General features: G+C 64.3%; 18 protein-coding genes. 8 read left to right on the forward strand and 10 right to left on the reverse strand.

Features of this window, described 5'->3' with window-relative positions:
* Window positions 1-15 precede the first annotated feature (15 nt).
* Both V0R59_RS08535 and V0R59_RS08540 read right to left on the reverse strand, forming a co-directional pair.
* Complete coding sequence (locus V0R59_RS08535) at window positions 16-768, reverse strand: transglutaminase-like domain-containing protein (protein ID WP_330075092.1); 753 nt, start codon at window positions 766-768, stop codon at window positions 16-18.
* Window positions 769-819: 51 nt separating this feature from the next.
* Entirely contained in the window at window positions 820-1,710 is an 891-nt protein-coding gene (locus tag V0R59_RS08540; protein WP_330075091.1) for a LysR family transcriptional regulator, read from the reverse strand.
* A gap of 113 nt (window positions 1,711-1,823) precedes the next feature.
* On the opposite strand from V0R59_RS08540, the gene V0R59_RS08545 reads away from it, so the two are divergent.
* From V0R59_RS08545 to guaA, 4 genes are all read left to right on the forward strand, one after another.
* A complete protein-coding gene (locus tag V0R59_RS08545) occupies window positions 1,824-2,588 on the forward strand; it encodes a sulfite exporter TauE/SafE family protein (RefSeq protein ID WP_330075114.1) in 765 nt (254 codons plus the stop codon).
* 24 nt (window positions 2,589-2,612) lie between these two features.
* On the forward strand, window positions 2,613-3,170 hold the full coding sequence (locus tag V0R59_RS08550; protein WP_330075090.1) for a sugar ABC transporter ATPase: 558 nt from the start codon (window positions 2,613-2,615) through the stop codon (window positions 3,168-3,170).
* An 85-nt stretch (window positions 3,171-3,255) separates the two neighbouring features.
* Window positions 3,256-4,725 carry an IMP dehydrogenase gene (gene guaB / locus V0R59_RS08555; RefSeq protein ID WP_330075089.1) on the forward strand — a complete coding sequence of 490 codons (1,470 nt, stop codon included), beginning with the start codon at window positions 3,256-3,258 and terminating at the stop codon, window positions 4,723-4,725.
* A gap of 80 nt (window positions 4,726-4,805) precedes the next feature.
* Complete coding sequence (gene guaA / locus V0R59_RS08560; protein WP_316919148.1) at window positions 4,806-6,383, forward strand: glutamine-hydrolyzing GMP synthase; 1,578 nt, start codon at window positions 4,806-4,808, stop codon at window positions 6,381-6,383.
* Window positions 6,384-6,472: 89 nt separating this feature from the next.
* On the opposite strand, the gene V0R59_RS08565 is transcribed toward guaA, so the two are convergent.
* On the reverse strand, window positions 6,473-6,967 hold the full coding sequence (locus tag V0R59_RS08565; RefSeq protein WP_330075088.1) for an acyltransferase: 495 nt from the start codon (window positions 6,965-6,967) through the stop codon (window positions 6,473-6,475).
* A gap of 336 nt (window positions 6,968-7,303) precedes the next feature.
* On the opposite strand from V0R59_RS08565, the gene V0R59_RS08570 reads away from it, so the two are divergent.
* A complete protein-coding gene (locus tag V0R59_RS08570) occupies window positions 7,304-9,160 on the forward strand; it encodes an amidohydrolase (RefSeq protein WP_330075087.1) in 1,857 nt (618 codons plus the stop codon).
* 146 nt (window positions 9,161-9,306) lie between these two features.
* Window positions 9,307-9,606: a type II toxin-antitoxin system RelB/DinJ family antitoxin gene (locus V0R59_RS08575; RefSeq protein WP_330075086.1), complete on the forward strand. Its 300-nt coding sequence runs from the start codon at window positions 9,307-9,309 to the stop codon at window positions 9,604-9,606.
* 136 nt (window positions 9,607-9,742) lie between these two features.
* On the opposite strand, the gene V0R59_RS08580 is transcribed toward V0R59_RS08575, so the two are convergent.
* The 7 genes from V0R59_RS08580 to V0R59_RS08610 form a co-directional block, all read right to left on the reverse strand.
* Complete coding sequence (locus tag V0R59_RS08580; RefSeq protein ID WP_330075085.1) at window positions 9,743-12,205, reverse strand: TonB-dependent siderophore receptor; 2,463 nt, start codon at window positions 12,203-12,205, stop codon at window positions 9,743-9,745.
* Between the two features lie 89 nt (window positions 12,206-12,294).
* The gene (locus V0R59_RS08585) at window positions 12,295-13,236 is read right to left on the reverse strand and encodes a FecR domain-containing protein (protein ID WP_330075084.1); all 942 of its coding nucleotides are present in this window, start codon (window positions 13,234-13,236) and stop codon (window positions 12,295-12,297) included.
* Between the two features lie 8 nt (window positions 13,237-13,244).
* Complete coding sequence (locus V0R59_RS08590) at window positions 13,245-13,775, reverse strand: sigma-70 family RNA polymerase sigma factor (protein WP_330075083.1); 531 nt, start codon at window positions 13,773-13,775, stop codon at window positions 13,245-13,247.
* Window positions 13,776-13,881: 106 nt separating this feature from the next.
* Window positions 13,882-14,772 carry a LysR family transcriptional regulator gene (locus tag V0R59_RS08595; RefSeq protein ID WP_330075082.1) on the reverse strand — a complete coding sequence of 297 codons (891 nt, stop codon included), beginning with the start codon at window positions 14,770-14,772 and terminating at the stop codon, window positions 13,882-13,884.
* A gap of 112 nt (window positions 14,773-14,884) precedes the next feature.
* Window positions 14,885-15,349: a nuclear transport factor 2 family protein gene (locus tag V0R59_RS08600; RefSeq protein WP_330075081.1), complete on the reverse strand. Its 465-nt coding sequence runs from the start codon at window positions 15,347-15,349 to the stop codon at window positions 14,885-14,887.
* Window positions 15,350-15,376: 27 nt separating this feature from the next.
* Window positions 15,377-17,410, reverse strand: coding sequence for a 2Fe-2S iron-sulfur cluster-binding protein (locus tag V0R59_RS08605; protein ID WP_330075080.1), 2,034 nt, complete (start codon window positions 17,408-17,410; stop codon window positions 15,377-15,379).
* 32 nt (window positions 17,411-17,442) lie between these two features.
* On the reverse strand, window positions 17,443-18,054 hold the full coding sequence (locus V0R59_RS08610; RefSeq protein WP_330075079.1) for a glutathione S-transferase family protein: 612 nt from the start codon (window positions 18,052-18,054) through the stop codon (window positions 17,443-17,445).
* A gap of 215 nt (window positions 18,055-18,269) precedes the next feature.
* Between V0R59_RS08610 and V0R59_RS08615 the strand changes: the two genes are divergently transcribed.
* Window positions 18,270-18,950: a response regulator transcription factor gene (locus tag V0R59_RS08615; protein ID WP_330075078.1), complete on the forward strand. Its 681-nt coding sequence runs from the start codon at window positions 18,270-18,272 to the stop codon at window positions 18,948-18,950.
* Window positions 18,950-20,293, forward strand: coding sequence for a HAMP domain-containing sensor histidine kinase (locus V0R59_RS08620; protein WP_330075077.1), 1,344 nt, complete (start codon window positions 18,950-18,952; stop codon window positions 20,291-20,293). Before V0R59_RS08615 ends, V0R59_RS08620 begins: the two co-directional genes overlap by 1 nt.
* Window positions 20,294-20,302 lie beyond the last annotated feature (9 nt).

Raw genomic sequence — 20,302 nt, forward strand, 5'->3', positions numbered from 1 at the left:
TCCTGTCTCTGCGGATCATCGATGCTCGCAGGTGCGGCTGCCGTTACGGCCCACCAGTGCGCCCTCGCGTATGCGCCGCACATTGTCGTTGAGCACCTTGTAGAAGAAGTTGCGATACAGCCAGCCTTTCACTCCGCTCAGGTTGGTCTTGTGCTCGCGGTAGAAATCGTCCGGTGAGGCATACAGGCCCAGTGTCCGGGCGATGCCTTCACGCTGGATATAGGTGTCGCGCCCGGTCCACTGCACCGCTGGTTCGGCCAGCGACGGGGTTGCCACGGCGTAGCCGAGGAACGCGTGCTGGCAGTTGCTGAACCTGTTTTGAACTGCCCGCAGGTATTGCTGGTCGAGGATCACGCCTTCCAGAACGACCCACTGCTCGTGCAGTTTCACTTCGACCCAGGTGTGGAGGATTTCCCGTTGCGCCATGAAATAGACGAACGCGGTCATCGCGCCTTTCTGCAGGCGCTTGTCGATGGTGAAGGCACGCAGCCGGCAGGGAATGCCGAGGGCGCGGAGCAGGGCCATCAACAGGCTCGACTTGGTGTTGCAGTGACCCAGGCCCTCGTCGAGGATCGCCGAGGCGGGCAGGCTGTCAGCGCCGGTGTTGTAACCGAAGAGGATCTCGTCGCGGCAGAACTCATAGACGGCTCGCGCCGCCTGCTCCACCGGAAGTTGGCGCCAGCCGCGGCTGTCGATGAGACGGGTAATGACCGGGGCGTCGAAATCCAATATCCCGGTGCGTTGCAAAAAGTCCTGATCCTGTTGCATGGCAAAGCCTCCGTGTTTTTGCCTAGGTTGGACCCTGTAGCTACTTCAGGGTCAAGGACGCTGCTCATGCATATGACCGAGGAATTGCCTGACCAACTGCCCGGCATCGCGCCGGTAGGCAATGGCAACCGTACTGATGCAGCCCTCATCGGCCAAGGGGACGAAGCGTAGCGACGTCGGGGCGATGTCCTGCATGCAACGGGGCAGCAGCGCGACGCCGAATCCCGCCTGGATCAGTTGCAACTGGGTGGTCTTGCGCGACACCACCCGCGCCGGGCGCGGGAAGAAGCCGGCGGCCATGCACAGCTCCGCCGAGAGGTAGCTGAGGCCGCCACGCTGGCGATGGGGGATGGAGATGAAGGCTTCTTCGCGCAGGTCGGCCAGGCGCACGCTTTCCCGTCCCGCCAATCGATGGCTGTCGGCAACGGCCAGCAACAGCGGTTCGGCCAGCAGCGGTTCGACGCATAGCCCCTCGTGCTGGCGCAGTACCGGCAAGCGCAGCAGGCCGATATCCAGGCGACCTTCGGCCAGCTCTTCGAGCTGGCCTTCCGAGGAAAGCTGGGCTATCTCCATGGACACGCCTTCGTTGTCATGCAGGTAGCCACTGACCCGCTGTAGCAGGGCGCCAGTCAGCGGCACCGTGCTGGAATGGCTCAGGCGCAGGCTGCCGCGCAGGCCCTGGCCGACGGCGCGGGCGAGGTCGCCGGCCTTTTCCAGGTCTTGCAGCAGATTGCGTGCCCGCAGCAGGAATGCGCTTCCGGCAGCGGTCAGGCGCGGCTGGCGGGCGGTGCGTTCGAACAGCGGGGTGTCGAGTTGCTGTTCCAGCTCGCGGATCTGCCGGCTCAGTGCCGACTGGGCGATATAGAGGCGCTCGGCGGCGGCACTGAAGCTGCCGCTCTCGGCGATTTCGACGAAGTAGCGCAATTGGCGGGTGGAGATCATGAGCTATGCCGTTTCGAGATGGCTGATGGCAAAATTGCATATTAGTCGGCATGGCTCCCCGCTGGCTAAGGTGCGTTGAAAACATTGAAGGTGCTGCCCGGATGCTCTCGAACCTGTTCGCCCAACTGCCGTTTTCATCCCTCGAATGGCTGCCCATCCTGCTGGGCATCGCCGCCGCCTACGTGGTCTTCGGCATCGCCGGCTTCGGTACCGCGCTGGTGGCCGGGCCGATCCTGATCAACTTCATGCCGCTGTCGCGGATCATCCCGCTGCTGGTGTTGCTGGACTTCGTCGCCGCCTTCGGCAACTGGCTGCCGGCGCGCAAGGCGGTGAGCAAGGGCGAACTGCTGCGCCTGCTGCCGTTCATGGCGCTGGGTTGCACGCTGGGCGTGGTGTTCCTTCTCAAACTGCATGCCGATGTGCTGATGCTGCTGATGGGCCTGTTCGTCAGCGCCTACGCGCTGTACAGCCTGGCGGTGAAGGTCAAGCCGGCGAACCTGGCACCCGCCTGGTCGGTGCCGGCGGGAACCGTGGGCGGGCTGTTCGGCGCCTTGTTCGGTAGCGGCGGCTTCCTTTATGCGCTGTACCTCAACGCCCGGCTGGACTCCACCGAGCAGGCGCGGGCTACCCAGAGTGCGCTGATCAGCTGCAGTACCGTGGTGCGCCTGAGCCTGTTCCTGATTGCCGGGGTCTATGCCGACCTGCCGCTGCTGCTGTTGGCGGTGTGCCTGCTGCCGATGATGTTCCTCGGCCTGCGCATCGGTCGCCGCCTGACCCTGAACATGTCCAGGGAAGCCTTCGTGCGCCTGGTCACCTGGCTGGTGCTGGCCAGCGGCGTGGCTTTGATCGGTCGTTACCTGAGTCAGGTAAACTGGTGACTTTTCACCGACCCGACCGCTGTCATGATCACCCAGAGCATCATCGTTCCCCGCATGTCCTCCATTCCCGTGCACGAAGCCCGTGCCCGGGCCATCCTGCGCTGGCTGGTGCGCGAGAAGATCGTCGAGGAAGCCCTCAGCACCTGCGGCGGCACCGGCAACCGCATGGGCCACGCCATCGCCGAGGGCGCGCGCAAGATCGTCGAACGGCCCGAACTGCTGCCGTTCGGCAAGCGCGTCAATGGCCTGGAGATCGTCACCAAGCGCTGTATCTACACGCCGAACGAAGGATTTCTAGAAGAAGCGGGCTGCCCCGAGTGCCGCCAGGAGATCGGCGAAGCGCTGTTCGACAGCCTGGAAACGTGGATGCCGGCGCAGACCGACAACTTCATCTGTCCCGAATGCGCCCACGAAGACGACATCAACGGCTTCCTTTTCCTGCAGCCATGTGCCTTTTCCAACCTGGGTTTCATCTTCAACGGGTGGGCCGACGCCGGTTTCAAGCCGGCCTTTCTCGACGCCTTCGCCGACTGGCTCGACCAGCCGGTGGCCGTGGTGCGGGTGAAGCTGTCGGGCAACTGACCGAAGGCCCATCTTTACATTGAGCGAATCGGCGCGCATGAGTATAATGGCGCGCTTCCATTTTTCCCGCCCGGGAGCCCCCGCGATGCTGCGTATCAGCCAAGAAGCCCTGACCTTCGACGACATTCTCCTTGTACCTGGCTACTCCGAGGTACTGCCCAACGAAGTCAGTCTCAAGACCCGTTTGACCCGTGGCATCGAGCTGAACATTCCGTTGGTCTCCGCCGCCATGGATACCGTGACCGAAGCCCGCCTGGCCATCGCCATGGCCCAGGAAGGCGGCATCGGCATCATCCACAAGAACATGACCGTCGAGCAGCAGGCCGGCGAAGTGCGCAAGGTCAAGAAGTTCGAGGCCGGCGTGGTCAAGGACCCGATCACCATCGACGCCGACGCCACCGTGCGCGACCTGTTCGAGCTGACCCGCCTGAACAACATCTCCGGCGTACCGGTGCTGCACAACGGCGACCTGGTCGGCATCGTCACCTCCCGCGACGTGCGTTTCGAATCCCGCCTGGACATCTCCGTCCGTGACGTGATGACCCCGAAAGAGCGCCTGGTCACCGTCCGCGAGGGCGCCGACAAGAACGAAGTCCGCGAGCTGCTGCACAAGCACCGCCTGGAAAAAGTCCTGATCGTCGATGCCGACTTCGCCCTGAAGGGCATGATGACCGTCAAGGACATCGAGAAGGCCAAGGCCTACCCGCTGGCGAGCAAGGACGACCAGGGTCGCCTGCGCGTCGGTGCTGCCGTCGGTACCGGCAAGGACACCGCCGAGCGCGTTGCCGCCCTGGTTGCCGCTGGCGTTGACGTCGTCGTCGTCGACACCGCCCACGGCCACTCCAAAGGCGTGATCGACCGCGTTCGCTGGGTGAAGGAGAACTTCCCGCAGGTCCAGGTGATCGGCGGCAACATCGCCACCGGCGCTGCCGCCAAGGCCCTGGCTGAAGCCGGCGCCGACGCGGTCAAGGTCGGCATCGGCCCTGGCTCGATCTGCACCACCCGCATCGTCGCCGGTGTCGGCGTACCGCAGATCAGTGCCATCGCCAACGTCGCCGCCGCCCTCGAAGGCACCGGCGTACCTCTGATCGCCGACGGCGGCATCCGTTTCTCCGGTGACCTGTCCAAGGCCATCGTCGCCGGTGCTTCCTGCGTCATGATGGGTTCGATGTTCGCCGGTACCGAAGAAGCGCCGGGTGAAGTCGAGCTGTTCCAGGGCCGTTCCTACAAGGCGTACCGCGGCATGGGTTCGCTGGGTGCCATGGCCCAGGCGCAAGGTTCCTCCGACCGTTACTTCCAGGACTCCTCGGCCGGCGCCGAGAAGCTGGTACCGGAAGGCATCGAAGGCCGCGTACCGTACAAGGGCGCCCTGGCCGCGATCATCCACCAGCTGATGGGTGGCCTGCGTTCCTCGATGGGCTACACCGGCAGCGCCAACATCGAAGAAATGCGCACCAAGCCCGAGTTCGTGCGCATCACCGGTGCCGGCATGGCCGAGTCCCACGTGCATGACGTACAGATCACCAAGGAAGCGCCAAACTACCGCGTAGGTTGATGCTCCTGGCAACACCTTGAAGCGGGGCTGTTATCGAACAGCCCCGCGTCGTTTCCGATTACCACTGACGAGATTGAGTCATGGCCCTCGACATTCACGCTCACCGCATCCTGATTCTCGACTTCGGTTCCCAGTACACCCAGCTGATCGCTCGCCGCGTGCGCGAAATCGGCGTGTACTGCGAGCTGCACCCGTTCGACATGGACGATGAAGCGATCCGTGCCTTCAACCCGCGCGGGATCATCCTCGCCGGCGGTCCTGAGTCGGTCCACGAGGCCAACAGCCCGCGCGCGCCGCAGGCGGTGTTCGACCTGAACGTACCGGTGCTGGGCATCTGCTACGGCATGCAGACCATGGCCGAGCAGATGGGCGGCAAGGTCGAAGGTTCCGAGCTGCGCGAATTCGGTTATGCCCGCGTCGACGTGGTCGGCAAGAGCCGCCTGCTCGACGGTATCGAAGACCACGTCGATGACGACGGTGTCCTTGGCCTCGACGTGTGGATGAGCCACGGCGACAAGGTCACCCGCATGCCGGAAGACTTCCATGTCCTGGCCAGCACCCCGAGCTGCCCGATCGCCGGCATGTTCAACGATGCCCGCGGCTACTACGGCGTGCAGTTCCACCCGGAAGTGACCCACACCAAGCAGGGCGGTCGCATCCTGTCCCGCTTCATCCTCGACATCTGCGGCTGCGAAGCCCTGTGGACCGCCTCGAACATCGTCGAGGACGCGATTGCCCAGGTGCGCGAGCAAGTGGGTTCGGCCAACGTCCTGCTGGGCCTGTCCGGCGGCGTCGACTCCTCGGTGGTTGCCGCGCTGCTGCACCGCGCCATCGGCGACCAGCTGACCTGCGTCTTCGTCGACAACGGCCTGCTGCGCCTGCATGAAGGCGACCAGGTGATGGCCATGTTCAAGGAGAACATGGGCGTCAAGGTCATCCGTGCCGACGCCGAAGCGCAGTTCCTCGGCAACCTGGAAGGCGAAGCCGACCCGGAGAAGAAGCGCAAGATCATCGGTCGCACCTTCATCGACGTGTTCGATGCCGAGGCCAGCAAGCTGGAGAACATCCAGTTCCTCGCCCAGGGCACCATCTACCCTGACGTGATCGAGTCGGCCGGCGCCAAGAGCGGCAAGGCCCACGTGATCAAGTCGCACCACAACGTCGGTGGCCTGCCGGAGGAAATGAACCTCAAGCTGGTCGAGCCGCTGCGTGAGCTGTTCAAGGACGAAGTACGCAAGATCGGCCTGGAGCTGGGCCTGCCGTACGACATGGTCTACCGCCACCCGTTCCCGGGCCCGGGCCTGGGCGTGCGCATCCTCGGCGAAGTGAAGAAGGAATACGCCGACCTGCTGCGTCGTGCCGACCACATCTTCATCGAAGAACTGCGCAAGGCCGACTGGTACCACAAGACCAGCCAGGCGTTCGTGGTGTTCCAGCCGGTGAAATCGGTGGGCGTGGTCGGTGATGGCCGTCGCTACGCCTGGGTCGTGGCCCTGCGTGCCGTCGAGACCGTGGACTTCATGACCGCGCGCTGGGCGCACCTGCCGTACGAGCTGCTGGAAACCGTCAGCGGCCGGATCATCAACGAGATCGAAGGTATCTCGCGGGTGACGTACGACGTGTCGAGCAAGCCGCCGGCGACGATCGAGTGGGAGTGATCCCGCGCGCTTAGCCTGCCCCATGAAAAAGCCCGCATCGATGCGGGCTTTTTCATGGCTGGCTGTCGCGAAGCCTGCGCACTCAGGCCTTATTCACCAAGGATCTTCTGCACTCTTGCCGCGTTACCGTAGACCACGGCGTTGGCGGGAACGTCCTTGGTGACGACGGCGCCGGCGCCAATCAGGGCATTCTCACCGATGGTGATGCCCGGCAGTATCACCGCTCCCCCGCCGATGGAGGCACCTTTCTTGATCAGGGTCTTGGGAAAAGCGTCGGGATAGACTTTCGAGCGCGGGCTCTTGTCGTTGGTGAAGGTCACGTTCGGGCCTACGAACACGTTATCTTCCAGGGTAATGCCGTCGAAGATATAGATGCCGTTCTTCACGGTCACGTTGTTGCCGATCACCACGTCGTTCTCGATGAAACAGTGGGAACAGACATTCACGTTGGCGCCGATGCGAGCGCCTTTCAGTACCACGCAGAACTGCCAGACCTTGCTCCCCTCCCCGATGGCGGTGCTTTGCACATCGGCCAATGGATGCACGAAATAGCGGGTGTCTTGAGGGGATGTTTCAGTGGTCATCTTCGTTCCTTGCGCACTGGGCCTGGCACGCTGCCATCAAGGACGTGGTCCTGAATAACACCGCGAAAAATAAGGGTCTGGATGTTATCAGTGTCGTTGGTGGATGGGAATGATGACGGCCTCGCGTTCTGGTCGCCCGCGGGAATTGCTAAGTCCACGGACCAAATTCTTATACGCACATAATTCGTAGTGCTAAGTTAGCCAGACGATCGAGCAGGGAACAGGACGGCCTCTCGAACCCCGCTGCGCTGCGGGACACGTGGATAACCGGACTGAAATCGTGCCATGCGATGTTCAGCGTCATTCCCAGACCACCACACACTGAAAGGAATCATCATGTCGCAACGTCCTCAATTCGGCTGTGCCTGCTGTACACCCAACATGCTCCCGCGCTTCGAGAACGGTCCGGAAGCCTGGCAGGCCTTGCTTGCCGAGGCCGAGTCACTGACGCCCCATGGCGGCCAGCAAGCGGTGATTTTCCATGGCGGGCATATCTACCCTGATCCCGAGCGGCCGGGGCAGAAGGTCGCGGCCATCGGCATCGCCCAGGGTGAGGTGAAGGCCAGCGGTTCGCTCGATGATGTGCGCAAGGCGATGCAGCAGTACCAGCCGGTCGATCGTCCGCTGGCAGCCGGGGAGACCCTGCTGCCAGGCTTGATCGATGCACATGCGCACCTGATGTCCAGTGCCTTGATCGCCGATTGGACCGACCTGTCGCCGATCAAGAAGGATCAGCGCCTGAATACGGAATACAACCTGGAGAAGATCAAGGAGCTGATTGCCGGGGCCGCCGAGAAGGTGAAAGACCAGCCCTTGAAGCAGCGCTGGGTCACGGGGTTCGGTGTCGACCCATCGCTGATGGCGGAATGGGAGGACATTACCGCCTCTACGCTGGACGACATCTGCGCGAAGGTCGGCCCCGATATCAAGGTCTTCCTGCTCAATGCGTCCGGTCATATCAGCTATGCGAACACGGCAGCCTTGAAGCTCGCCGGTCTCGATGAACAGTTCCCGGATGGCGTCCTGACTGAAACTCAGTCGGCACAGATGATCCCGAAACTTCCTCAACCGGGGGCGCTCCAGTTTTTCCACAATCTGAAGCAGATCTTCACGGAAGCGAACAAGCGCGGTATCACCACGGTATTCGATGCGAGCGTCGGGTTGGTCGGCAAGCAGTACGAAATAGGCCTGATGCGGCTGCTGGCAAAGACCCATGTACTGACGCTGCGGGTGGGCGGTGCGCTGTACGGCAGCAATGATGCCGACCTGAAGACCTGGCTGAGCTCCTACCACCCCGAGCTGGACAGTAAAGGCGACGAGCTGTTCACGCTGCGCGCGATGAAGCTGATCGCCGATGGTTCGAACCAAGGGCTTACCGGCCTGCAGAGCGAACCCTACAAGTGCTGCCACGAGCACCAGGTGCCGGGTGTCGGCGCCTATGGCCTGTTCAACTACGACCCGGTGCGCGAACTGGCCAATGTCATGGCCGATGTCTGCGCCAAGGGCTGGCCGATCCTGACCCATGCCAACGGCGACGAAGCCATCGACAACGTGCTCTCCGCCTACCAGCTGGCCCTGTGCACCGTGCCCACCGACAAGGAGCAACTGCCCGAGCCGCCGTTCAACAGTGTGCCGGCCTGGGCCAACCAGCGTCATCGCATCGAGCACTGCTCGCTGTTGCATGACGATGCCATCGCCCTGATGAAACGCATGGCGATCTCCCCCAGCTTCCTGATCGGCCACGTCGGTTACTGGGGGCGGGCGTTCCAGGAAACCATCCTTGGCGAAGCGCGCGCGAACATGCTCGATCGTTGCGCCTCGGCACTGAAGGGCGGCTTGCGCATCAGCCTGCACAGCGATCGTTTCGTCACCCCGTTCGGTCCGTTGCGCTACATGGAGCAGTCGATAGGCCGGGTGATGGAAGCGGTGGTGGATGAGACCCATGAGGATCAGCGCATCCTCAACAAGCACGAGCGCCTCGACGTGCACCAGGCCCTGCGCGCGGTGACCATCGATGCGGCCTGGCAATGCCACCTGGATCATCAGGTCGGTTCGCTGTTGCCGGGCAAGCAGGCCGACCTGGTAATCCTGGCCCAGGACCCGTTGCAATGGACGGCCACCGATGCCGCCGGCATGCGCGATATCCAGGTGCAGGAAACCTGGGTGAGTGGGCGCAAGGTGCATTCGGCGTAACGGCGCTTTGGAACCAGAGGCCCTGTGCGATCGGGGCTTCTGCTGCTTTCGCCGCTGCCTGGATGAGCTCAGGGGCTGACGGAAGGCCCTTGAGCGTGTATCGATTGAGAGACAAACTGGCGAAACCAGAACCTGGAGTCATCACAATGGCCGCTCAAACTTCCATGCTCCACATTCGCATCGACGACAAGTTGAAAGCCGAGGCGACGGAGACATTGGCCAACGTTGGTTTGTCCGTTTCGGATGCGGTGCGGATCTTCCTGACCCGGGTTACCAAAGAGGGCGGGTTGCCGGCAGGGTTGGCCAGCGATCCCGAGGTTCATGACCAATGGTTTCGGGCCAAGGTTCGGGAGGCGCTGGAGGACACTCGTCCGTCGGTACCGCATCAGCAGGTCATGGATGAGGTGCAGGCATTGATCGACAGGAAGCGTCGTGCTCGGGCTTGAGTGGACCCAAGCTACATCGTCATTTACATGGAAGGTGCATCCACGTTGCGGATCCTGCGAGTGTTGCATGCTGCGCAGTGCTGGCCGGTACCGCAGGATCGCTGAGTGTCCTTGATGCCGAATTGATCCTTCCAGCTCAGAAACGCCCACTCAACGTCAGCACATAACGCCGCGGCTCACCGTAGAAGTTGGCGTAGTCCGAATACCCCACGGTCGAGTAGTAACGCTTGTCGAACAGGTTTTCGGCGTTCAGTGCCAGGCTCCAGTGCTCGTCCACGTCGTAATGGGCGAAGGCGTTCCACAGGCTGTAGCCGGCCTGGCTGAAGCTGTAGCTCTGGCTCTGCCCGGTCAGGTTGCCGTTGCTGTCGCGTAGCAGGGCACTGCCGCTGACGAAACTGGCACTTTGCGCGGTCACTCCGCCGCCGAGCTTGAACGCCGACCAGGCCCCCGGCAGTTGATAGGTGGCGAACAGCTTGGCCAGGTGCCTGGGCGTGAGCGAGGTGTAGTCGAGCGAGCTGGCGTTCTTTTCGATGTGGTTGTAGGTGTAGCCGAAGGTGGCCTGCAGGCGCTCCAGCACCTCACCGCTGATTTCCAGGTCGATGCCCTTGCTGGTGACTTCGCCCTCGCGCAGGAAGCAGCAACTGGCACCGGTCTGCGGGTTGCTCGATGAGCCGCTGTTCGGGTCGCGCACCGCCTCGCCCTCGCGCTTGATGTAGTAAAGCGCCACGTAGGTGTTGACCCGGCCATCCCACAGCGAGCCCTTCACACCCAGTTCATGGTTGCGCCCGGTGATCGGATCGAGCGAGCTGCCGCCCGGCAGCGGGCCGGCAAGGCGATCGGCCTGGGACTTGTAGATTTCGCTGATGCTGCCGTAGGCGGTCCATTGCGGCGTCAGGGCGTAGGTCAGGCCGGTGTAGGGCACGAACACATTGCTGTCCTCGTAGCGAGATGGCGAGACGACGCCAGTGACGGTATCGGTGTAGTCGTAGGCGTAGCGGTAGTTGGTCAGGCTGCCACCGATGAACCAGTGCAGCGGCTCGGCCAGTTGCAGGCGCAGGTTGGTGTAGAGGCCGTCGGTACGTCTTTTCGTCTGGTTGCTGCCGTTCTGCACGGCTTGTGCCTTGCGGCTCGGGTAGTCCTTGGGGTCGAAGGCGAAGATGTTCGGCACGCTGACGAATCCGCCGGTGTACAAGGGCGTGCGGGTGTCGAAGTCGTGCCACATCCAGCCGGCCACCAGGCTGTGTTCCAGGCCGAAGCTGGTGAAATTGCCGCGCAGCGACAGGTCGACCGAGCGTTCGTGGGCCCTGGCGTCCTGGTAACCCCATTCCGCGCCGCTGCCGCTACCGGTGGCGGGGTCTATCGCGCCGTTGAAGTTGTAGTAGTCGCGCTGCGTGAGCAGGCGGGTGTAGAGGGTGTCGAGGTTCAGGCTCCAGTCTTCGCCCAGTTGTTGCTTGAGGGTGGCGAAATAGCTGTTCTCGCGCTGTGTGAAGTAGTCGTCGGCACCCGCCAGGAACAGGCTGCGCGAGAGTTTCAGGTCTTCGCCGGTGCTGTAGCGGGGTAGTCCGTAGGTCTGGTCGCTGTCGCGGTAACGGCCTCGGCTCAGGCCGACGAACAGGTTGGTGCTGTCGGTCAGGTCGGCTTCCAGCACGCCGTAGAACAGGTCGTGATTGGCACTGGCGTCGTCCATGAAGGACTGCTTGTTCTGGCTGACCATGACCGCTCGGCCGCGCAGTTTGCCGTCGGCTGCCAGAGGACCGCTGATGTCCAGTTCGCTGCGATAGTCGTCCCAGCTGCCTGCCGAAGTGGTGATGCTGGCCTGGGGCTCGAAGGTCGGGCGTTTGCGCACGAAATTGACCGTTCCCCCCGGCTCGCCAGCGCCGGCGAACAGGCCGTCGGCGCCGCGCAGCACTTCAATGTGATCGAAGATCGCTGTGTCGGAATTCTTCCACACGCCATCGGCCATGGACGCCCCGCCGTCCACGCGGAAGTTGGTGATTTCAAAGCCACGGGACAGGTAGCGCGTGGACGTCAGGCTACCCTCGAACAGGCTGATGCCGGTGGTTTGCGTCATCGCCTGGGCAACAGTAGTGAGTTTCTGGTCCTCCAGGCGCTGGCGACTGATGACGCTCACGGTCTGCGGTGTGTCCTTGATCGCCTGCGGGGTCTTGCCGACGGAGACCGAGCCCGTGGTATAGGACCCGGTCGTTTCGGTGACCTCACCCAGCCCCTGGGCGTTGATGGTGCTGGGGGCCAGTACCATGGCGCTGTCTTCCGGCAGTTTCACCAGGCTGTAGCGGCCATCCGCTTCGCGCACGGCCTGCAGACCGGTACCACGCAGCAGCAATGCCAGCGCTTCTTCCACCGAGTACTGCCCGCGCAGACCCGGGGTATGCATGCCGACGGTCAGGCGGGTATCGAAGGACAACACCACCCCGGCCTGTGCGGCAAAGCCGGTCAATGCTTCGCCCAGGTCGCCTTGTCTCAGCACGTAGTCGTGGGCTGGCGCAGCCAGTGCAGCGGCAGGCCCTGCAAGCAGCAGAGACAGCGCGACGCTGGTGCGCAGATTGGGCGAGCGGCGGGGGGAGCGGGTCGATGTCATGGGGCTCTCTCAAGGAAATTCAGCCAGCAAGTGCCGGGATCACCTATGAGTCGGACAAGCGCGCGGAAAGTGTTCAGGCGTGGCGCTTTTTATGCGCTGACCACGGTCACCCAGTAGCGTGTACGCCGTTCAAGGCGCACGGGCAGGGCACTGGCGATGGCGCGCAGGACCTGCTCGGTATCGTCAAGCCTGAAGGTGCCGCTCAAGCTCAAGTCCGCCACTTCGGGGGCGCAGCGCAGCCAGCCCGGCCGATAGCGCGACAGCTCGGCGATGAAGTGCCCCAGGGGTTGGCCATTGGCAATGATCAGGCCTTTGTCCCAGGCGCCGGAGCTGCTGGCAAGCGCCTCGATCGGTCCGAAGCGCTGGCCGTCGAGCTGGCAGCCCTGAGCTTGGCCTAGCGTCAATGACTGGCCGGAGGGCAGGGTAGCGCGGGCTTGCTGCGCATGGACGTCGAGACGGCTGCCGGTAGCGAACAGGCGCACCGAGAAACGACAGCGTTGCGCGTCGACAAGCCCGTGGCGGGTCTGCACCTGGCACTGCTGCTGCGCGGGGACGTCCACCATGATTTCGCCCTGGCGCAGGTACAACCGGGGTTGTCCACCCGTCTCGTCGACATCCAGCGCAGTGTCGGTGTTGAGGTGGACAGTGGTGCCGTTTTGCAGGCGTAACCTGCGCTGCTCGCCGACACCGCTGCGGTAATCCGCCAGCCAGCTCAAGCGCGAGGTTTGCGGGTAGCTGGCTGCACCCAAGGCGGTGACGCCCAGCAGGACCACGCCCGCCTTGATCACCCGTCGCCGGCTGGTTCGGCGGTTTTCGGCAGTCAGCTGCAGCACGCGCGCGGTGGAGGGATGGGCCGTGCTGGCCACGCGGTTTTGCAGGCGCTCGGCCTGCAGCCAGGCCCAGGCGTTGTCTGGCGCGGCATCGTACCAGCGTTGCCAGGCGGCATGGTCGCTCGGCTGTGCCTCACCGCTGTTCAGCTGGCACAACCACTCGGCCGCCTGGCGCAGCGCGGCGAGCTGGCTGCTGTTCAAGGCGCCGCTCAAAGACCGTGGCTCAGGCTGTAGATCATGCAGTGCTCGGCGGCCTTGGTGATGTAGCGGCGCACGCTCATTTCAGAGATGCCCAGTTCCGTGGCGATGCTCTTGTAGGGCATGCCGTCGACCTGCGACAGGAGGAACGCCTTGCGGACCATGTCACCCAACGCCGCGAGCATGGCGTCGAGTTCGTAGAGGGTTTCCAGCAGCGCCAGGTGATGTTCGGGAGAGGCGTGAAAGGCTTCAGGCTGCTCGGCCAGTGCTTGCAACCAGGCCTTTTCCAGATTGGCGCGACGCATGCGGTCGATCATCAGGCGCCGCGCAATGGTTGCCAGGTAGCCCTTGGGCTCGCGCACGAAGGTCAGCTTGGCTGCCCCGTCCACGGTGGTCAGCACCCGGATGAACACGTCCTGCACCAGGTCGGCGGCCAGATGCTGGCAGTTGACGCGCGACCTCAGCCAGCCGTGCAGCCAGCGGCTTTGCGACTGGTAAAGGTGAGTGACCTGGGTGTTCAGGGAGGCATCCGGCGTGCTCATGGCGATGGGGCTACTGGCATAGGTTGTAAATGGGAATTGTTCGTATATTAGGCGCGACTTTTCCGTATTTGCAACACAAGTGCCAGTGTCGTGATGGCCACCGCTCTCAGGTGAACAGCGGATTTCCCCGTAACCGCTCCACCGCCATATCCACGAACGCCCGCACCTTCGCCGGCGCCTGCCGGCCCTCGGGATACACCAGATGGATCGGCAGCGGCGGCTCTTCGAACGCTTCCAGTACCACCTGCAAGGTGCCTTCCTGCAAGGCCGCTCCCACCTGGTACTGCAGGACCCGGGTCACGCCCCAACCCGAGCGCGCCGCATCGATCACCGCCTGGTTGGTGTTGCACATCAGTACCGGGTCTATGCTGATCCGCTGCCCGCCGGTGAAGCGCCATTCCGGCGAGGCCCATGAGCTGTTGGAGGCGACGATACGGTGATCCTTGAGGTCTGCTGGCGTACGCGGGGTACCACGTTTTTCCAGGTAATCCGGCGCCGCGCAGATCACATGCCGCACCGAGCCGACGCGTACCGCGGTCAGCCCGGAATCTGCCAGGTGGCCGATGCGCAAGGCGATATCGAGACCTTCCTCGACGATATTGACCTGGCGGTCGATGAACAGGGTACGGGCATGCATGCCGGGGTAGGTGTCGAGGTAGTCGGTGACGATCGGAAGTATGTACAACTGGCCGAACAGGATCGGTGCGGTGATCGCCAGGGTTCCTGAGGGCTCGCTGTAGTGCCCGGCTGCAGCCGCCTCGGCTTCGGCGATATCACCGAGGATGCGCCGGCAGTCGGCGAGGTAGCGGGCGCCGGCTTCGGTGGTCTTGACCGAGCGGGTGGTACGCACCAGCAGGCGGGCGCCGACCAGGTCCTCCAGCGCAGCGATGATCCGCGTCACCGCCGGCGCGCTCATGTGCACCGCGCGGGCGGTCTTGGCGAAGCTCTCGGTTTCCGCGACCTTGACGAAAACCCGCATTGCCAGCCAACGGTCCATTGCGCTGTGTTTCCTTCGTTTCTGGGTGTCTTGGGTGTCTCCGGTGAGGCCCGGGACACGGTCGGGGTGCCCGGGATTATGTGCCATTTTCAGGTTCCTTCCAGTGCCGGTTTCAGAAACCGAAGTGGCTCAGGCCCGGATGGTCGTCGGGACGACGGCCCAGCGGCCAGCGGAACTGGCGCTGTGCCTCGCTGATCGGGTGTTCGTTGATGCTGGCGTGGCGTGCACGCATCAGGCCGTCCTCGGCGAACTCCCAGTTTTCATTGCCATAGGCGCGGAACCACTGGCCGCTGTCGTCGCGGTATTCGTAGGCGTAGCGCACGGCGATGCGGTTGCCGGTGAAGGCCCAGAGTTCCTTGATCAGGCGGTACTCCAGCTCACGATGCCATTTGCGGGTGAGGAAGGCCTCGGCCTCGGCACGGTTGGTGACGAACTCGGCACGGTTTCTCCAGCGGGTGTCGAGGGTGTAGGCGAGGGCGACTTTCGCTGGGTCGCGGCTGTTCCAGCCATCTTCGGCAAGACGGACTTTCTCGATGGCGCTTTGTTCGGTGAACGGGGGCAGGGGTGGACGGGACATGGCTGTTCTCCTGGGTGAGTGGGTAAATCAAAGGGCAAGCTGGATCGGGTCCGTGCCGGCCGGAACCGCGCAGCAGACCAGGACTTCGTCGGCGCCAACCTTGGCGGCGGGTTCCTTGATATAGGTGACCGCGCCCTTGAGCAGGCGGGTCTTGCAGGTGCCGCAATGGCCTTCGCGGCAGCTGAACTCGGGGGCCAGGCCACGGGCTTCGGCCAGTTCCAGCAGGGTGCCGCTGCCGGGTTCCCAGCGCGCTTCCTTCAGCGAGTCGATGAAGGTCACCGGGATCGAGTTGGTGGCAGGTGGCAGGCGAGCGGGAGCGTTTTTCGGGTGATCGCTGGAGCGCTTCAAGGAGGCCGGGCCGAAAGCCTCGGCGTGGATTCTGTCGTCGCTGACGCCGTAGCCGCGCAACCCGTCGTAGAGCGACTGGCTGAATGACGGCGAACCGCACAGGTAGAACTCGTAGTCGCCGAACGGCAGATAGCGGCTGAGCAGCGGCATGTCGATCCGGCCCGCCGCGTCATAGTCGCGACCTTCCCGGGCATCGCGGGTATCGCTGAGCACCCGCACCACGCCGATATCCAGCTCCTTCAGCTCTTGGAGGAAGGCCTGCTCGTCCTTCGAGCGAGCAGCATGGAACAGCACCACCGGGCGCATCCGCTGGGTCCGCCGCCCTTCGAAGGCCAGGTGGCGTGCCATCGCCAGCATCGGGGTGATGCCGACGCCACCGGCCAGCAGGACCAGCGGGCGGGTACTGCTGTCGTCGAGGGTGAAGTCACCCCCGGGTGCCCGGGCTTCCAGAGTATCCCCCGGGTGCAGGTGCTCGTGCAGCCAGGTCGAGACCACGCCGTCGCGCTTGACGCTGATGCGGTAGCGGCCATCGGAAGGCGCGGTCGACAGGGTATAGGTGCGGATCAGCGGCTTGTCCGTGCCCGGAATCCGTACGCGAATCGGCAGGTATTGCCCGGCAAGGTGCGGCAGCACGCCCGCGCCATCTTCCGGCTCCAGGTGGAAGGACTGGATGGAGGCGCTTTCCCGCACCACCCGCGCCACCTTGAAACGGCGCCAGCTGCTGGCCAGTTCGCTGGCACGCAGGCGCTCCTCGGTGGCTTTCCAGTCACCGGTCATCAGCGAGCTTTCCGCTTCGCCGTCTTCCTGGAAGGCCCAGCGCAGGGCGAGCCCGCCGGGGCGGCGGACGATGCGCCGGGCGCGGAAGGTCCAGAGCCGCTCGGCCCCCTGGAAAGCTGCGATTTCCGGCGATTCGTAAATCACCTCGGCGTCGCCACTCATCTGCAGCACGTCGCCGCTCTCGAAGTCGACGAACAGCAGCCCGGCCTTGCCGTTGAGATGGATGTTGCCCAGGGTCGAAAAGAACAGGTTGCCGTTGAAATCCGGGATGGTCAGGGTGCCGTCCTCGCCGACGCGGACGAATCCAGGCTTGCCGCCACGGTGGGAGACGTCGACCTGACGGCTCTGCTCGCGATCGGCGTAGGTGGCGACGAAAAAGGCATCGGCGTTTTCGATCAGTTCACGTGCGTTGCTGTCGATCGTCGTCAGGGTTTCACGCTGGCCCGGGGAGGTGGTCTGCGGATCCCGGGCAAAGGCAAAGTCGCGCAACTGGATATAGCGTGGGCAGTTGCCGAAGCTCTGGTCCACCTCGACGCGAAAACCCTGGTCGAGGTTCGCCAGCACGCCGTTCATGCGGTTGCGCCGGCGAGTGTGCATCTCGATGCCCAGCAGGCCGACGGGAGCGCCGTCGAACATGCCCTGGCCTGCCGGGTCCAGCGGGTCCGGGCGGGCGCTGATATCCAGCGCGGTGGGCGAGGGCGAACTCATGAAGCCGGGTTGACCTTCGATAAAGGTCGCCCAGGCATCCCCTTCGCCGTCCACGCTGCCCAGCACCATGAACGGCAACTGGGCGTAGAACTCGCGGTGCTGGTCGGGCATGAAGTCGCGTATCACCCGCTGGCCGACACCTTCCATGCGCTCGGCGACGCCGAGTTTTTCCTGGATGAACTTCTCGCCTTCATGCCAGATGGACTGCTGTTTCAGGTGTTCGGCCATGTTCATCGCTCCCGTGGGATGCAGCAGGGATATCAGGCCCGCAGGCCGGCGCGGCTCTGGGTGAAGGGGACGAAGCCCGGCAGTGCCTCGATGCGGCGCAGCAAGGCGTTCACCGCCGGGTAGCCGGAGATGTAGACATTGCCTTCCGGTGCCTGGGCGATGTAGCTGTAGATCGCTACGTCGGCGATGGTCGGATGGTCGGCGGCCAGCCATTCGCGGTCGGCCAGGTGCTGCTCCAGGCGGCCCAGCAGGACGTGGGCGCGGGCAATCACTTCATCGGCGTTGAAGCTGGCGTTGAACACCGTGACCAGGCGCGCTGCTGCCGGGCCGTAGGCCAGCTCGCCGGCGGCCACCGACAGCCAGCGCTGTACACGCGCCGCGCCCAGGGCATCTTCAGGCAGCCAGTCGCTGCGACCGGCTTTCTTCGCCAGGTAGACGAGGATGGCGTTGGAGTCGGCGAGCACGATCTCGCCATCTTCCAGCACCGGGATCTGGCCGAACGGGTTGAGGGCGAGGAAGGCCGGCGACTTGTGCGCCCCTGCGGCCAGATCGACCTTGACCAGCTCGTGGGGCACGCCCAGCAGCGATGCGAACAGAACGACACGATGGGCGTGGCCCGACAGCGGGTGGTAATGGATTTTCATGGTCCGGCTCCTGGTGGGTTGGCGGGGCGGGTGTTTCCCGATCCGTGAACACAGTGTGGAACTGGATTGATTTCGGCGGAATACGCTTTCTTCGCAGTTCTTTATTGCTTCAGGTGGAATAATGCAGCCGGTCGCCTGACCAGCGTCATTGCCCAGGTACGTCGTGAAATGGGATGATTCGCAATTGCAATCACTCCCCTATGCCGAGCCCGCCCGTGTCCCCCCGACTCCTCCTTGCCGAAGACGACCTCAACCTGCGCCAGGATCTCCAGCAGCATTTCCAGCGGCGTGGCTTCCACGTGCGCGCTTGCGAGAGCGGCAGCGAGGCCGGGCAGGTGCTGGAACAGGGCGGATTCGACCTGATCCTGCTGGACATCATGCTGCCCGGCATCGATGGCCTGAGCCTGCTTGACCGCCTGCGCCGCGACCAGGCGGTGCCGGTGATGCTGATGTCTGCCCTTGGCGCCGAACAGGACCGCATCAGCGGCTTCACCCGTGGCGCCGACGACTACCTGCCCAAGCCGTTCAGCCTGGCCGAGCTGGATGCCCGGGTCGATGCGCTGCTGCGGCGGGTGGCGCTGGATCGGCGGCGCGACCCGGGCACGCTCACCCTCGACCAGGAGCTCCAGGATGTCGTGCATGACGGCCGCAACGCCGGCCTCACCGGCTCCGAGTACCGTCTGCTGGCGACTTTGCGCGCCCACCCCGGCGAGGCCCTGAGCAAGGCGTTCCTCTACCAGAGCGTGCTGCACCGCGCCTACACCCGGCTCGATCGCGGCCTCGACGTGCACGTGTGCAACCTGCGACGCAAGCTGGCGGCCATCGGCGCTACTCACCTGCAGATCCAGTCGGTGCGCAGCCAGGGCTACATCCTGGTGGAGACGGAGCCGTCCTGATGCGCCGCCATCCCTTGTTGTGGAAGCTGGCCCTGTGGCTGGTCAGCTTCTGCCTGCTGCTGACCTGGCTGATCTGGACCTGGGGCCTGTCGGTGGAGCGCAGTACCTATTTCCTCAGCGCGGCGGACCAGGCCTACCTGGCCCGCTACGCCGAACAGGCCGAGCAGGCCTGGCGCGACGGCGGTGCCGAGGGCGCCGAAGCCTACCGACGCCAGCTGGCGCGGGAGGAAGACACCTGGGTGGCGCTGGTCGGTCCTTTGCTGCAAAGCCTCGGCACCACGCCGCTGAGCGCCGAGGACGCCAGTCACCTGACCTTCATGCGCAAGCTCGACTGGCCCATGAGCAAGCGCCTGCAGGACGAGCTGCCCTATGTCAGCATCGAGTTCCCCCGGCACCCGGAGGACGGGCGCCTGGTCATCCAGCTGCCGGAACGCCTGCTGCCCACCGGCCTGACCCCCTGGACCCACGTGGTCACCCATGGCGTCGCCCCGGCGCTCCTCGCCTTGCTCCTGGGCCTGCTGCTCTACCGTCATCTGGTGGTCCCGCTCAACCGCCTGCGCGACCGCGCCGACGCCTTGCGTGCGGACGACCTCGACAGCCCCGGCCTGCCGTTGCAGAAGCGCCGCGACGAACTCGGCGAACTGGCCCAGGCCTTCGAGCACATGGCCGGGCGCCTGCGCCGCAGCCTGGAGCAGCAGCGCCTGTTGCTGCGCACCCTGTCCCACGAGCTGCGCACGCCCCTGGCACGCCTGCGCATCGCCCATGACAGCGACCTGCCGGCGGAGCAACTGCGCCAGCGTCTTGATCGGGAAGTGGATGACATGCAGCGCCTGCTGGAAGACACCCTGGACCTGGCCTGGATGGACACCGAGAAACCGCAGTTGCCCAGCGCACCGGTGCAGATGCTCTCTGTGTGGGAAGCGCTGTGCGAGGACAGTTGCTTCGAAAGCGCCTGGGCGCGCTCGCGGCTGCCCAGCGACCTGGGCGCGGACTGCTGGGTGTCCGGACATCTGGACAGCATTGCCCAGGCGGTGGAGAACCTCTTGCGCAATGCCATCCGCCATTCGCCCGAGGGCGGCGTGGTGCGCTTCGACGGCCAGCGCGTGGGCGAGTACTGGCATTTCCAGCTGCGTGACCAAGGCCCGGGCGTCCCCGTCGCCGACTTGCAGCGCATCTTCGAGCCCTACCAGCGCCTGGCCGGCAGCGGCGCGGGCTTCGGCCTGGGCCTGGCCATCGCCCGTCGCGCCATCGAGTTGCAGGGGGGACGCCTGTGGGCGAGCAACGGCAATCCGGGGCTGATCCTCCACTTGGTCCTGCCCGCAGCGGAGTGTTTAGAAAGTTAATGAGCTTTA

It is taken from the genome of Pseudomonas ulcerans, from assembly GCF_036324125.1.
Classification (GTDB): domain Bacteria; phylum Pseudomonadota; class Gammaproteobacteria; order Pseudomonadales; family Pseudomonadaceae; genus Aquipseudomonas; species Aquipseudomonas ulcerans.

Coding starts and splice junctions, on each gene's coding strand:
- V0R59_RS08535 (WP_330075092.1), bottom strand. CDS start 768: ATGCAACAGGATCAGGACTTTTTGCAACGCACCGGGATATTGGATTTC.
- V0R59_RS08540 (WP_330075091.1), bottom strand. CDS start 1,710: ATGATCTCCACCCGCCAATTGCGCTACTTCGTCGAAATCGCCGAGAGC.
- V0R59_RS08550 (WP_330075090.1), top strand. CDS start 2,613: ATGATCACCCAGAGCATCATCGTTCCCCGCATGTCCTCCATTCCCGTG.
- guaB (WP_330075089.1), top strand. CDS start 3,256: ATGCTGCGTATCAGCCAAGAAGCCCTGACCTTCGACGACATTCTCCTT.
- guaA (WP_316919148.1), top strand. CDS start 4,806: ATGGCCCTCGACATTCACGCTCACCGCATCCTGATTCTCGACTTCGGT.
- V0R59_RS08565 (WP_330075088.1), bottom strand. CDS start 6,967: ATGACCACTGAAACATCCCCTCAAGACACCCGCTATTTCGTGCATCCA.
- V0R59_RS08570 (WP_330075087.1), top strand. CDS start 7,304: ATGTCGCAACGTCCTCAATTCGGCTGTGCCTGCTGTACACCCAACATG.
- V0R59_RS08575 (WP_330075086.1), top strand. CDS start 9,307: ATGGCCGCTCAAACTTCCATGCTCCACATTCGCATCGACGACAAGTTG.
- V0R59_RS08580 (WP_330075085.1), bottom strand. CDS start 12,205: ATGACATCGACCCGCTCCCCCCGCCGCTCGCCCAATCTGCGCACCAGC.
- V0R59_RS08590 (WP_330075083.1), bottom strand. CDS start 13,775: ATGAGCACGCCGGATGCCTCCCTGAACACCCAGGTCACTCACCTTTAC.
- V0R59_RS08595 (WP_330075082.1), bottom strand. CDS start 14,772: ATGGACCGTTGGCTGGCAATGCGGGTTTTCGTCAAGGTCGCGGAAACC.
- V0R59_RS08600 (WP_330075081.1), bottom strand. CDS start 15,349: ATGTCCCGTCCACCCCTGCCCCCGTTCACCGAACAAAGCGCCATCGAG.
- V0R59_RS08605 (WP_330075080.1), bottom strand. CDS start 17,410: ATGGCCGAACACCTGAAACAGCAGTCCATCTGGCATGAAGGCGAGAAG.
- V0R59_RS08610 (WP_330075079.1), bottom strand. CDS start 18,054: ATGAAAATCCATTACCACCCGCTGTCGGGCCACGCCCATCGTGTCGTT.
- V0R59_RS08620 (WP_330075077.1), top strand. CDS start 18,950: ATGCGCCGCCATCCCTTGTTGTGGAAGCTGGCCCTGTGGCTGGTCAGC.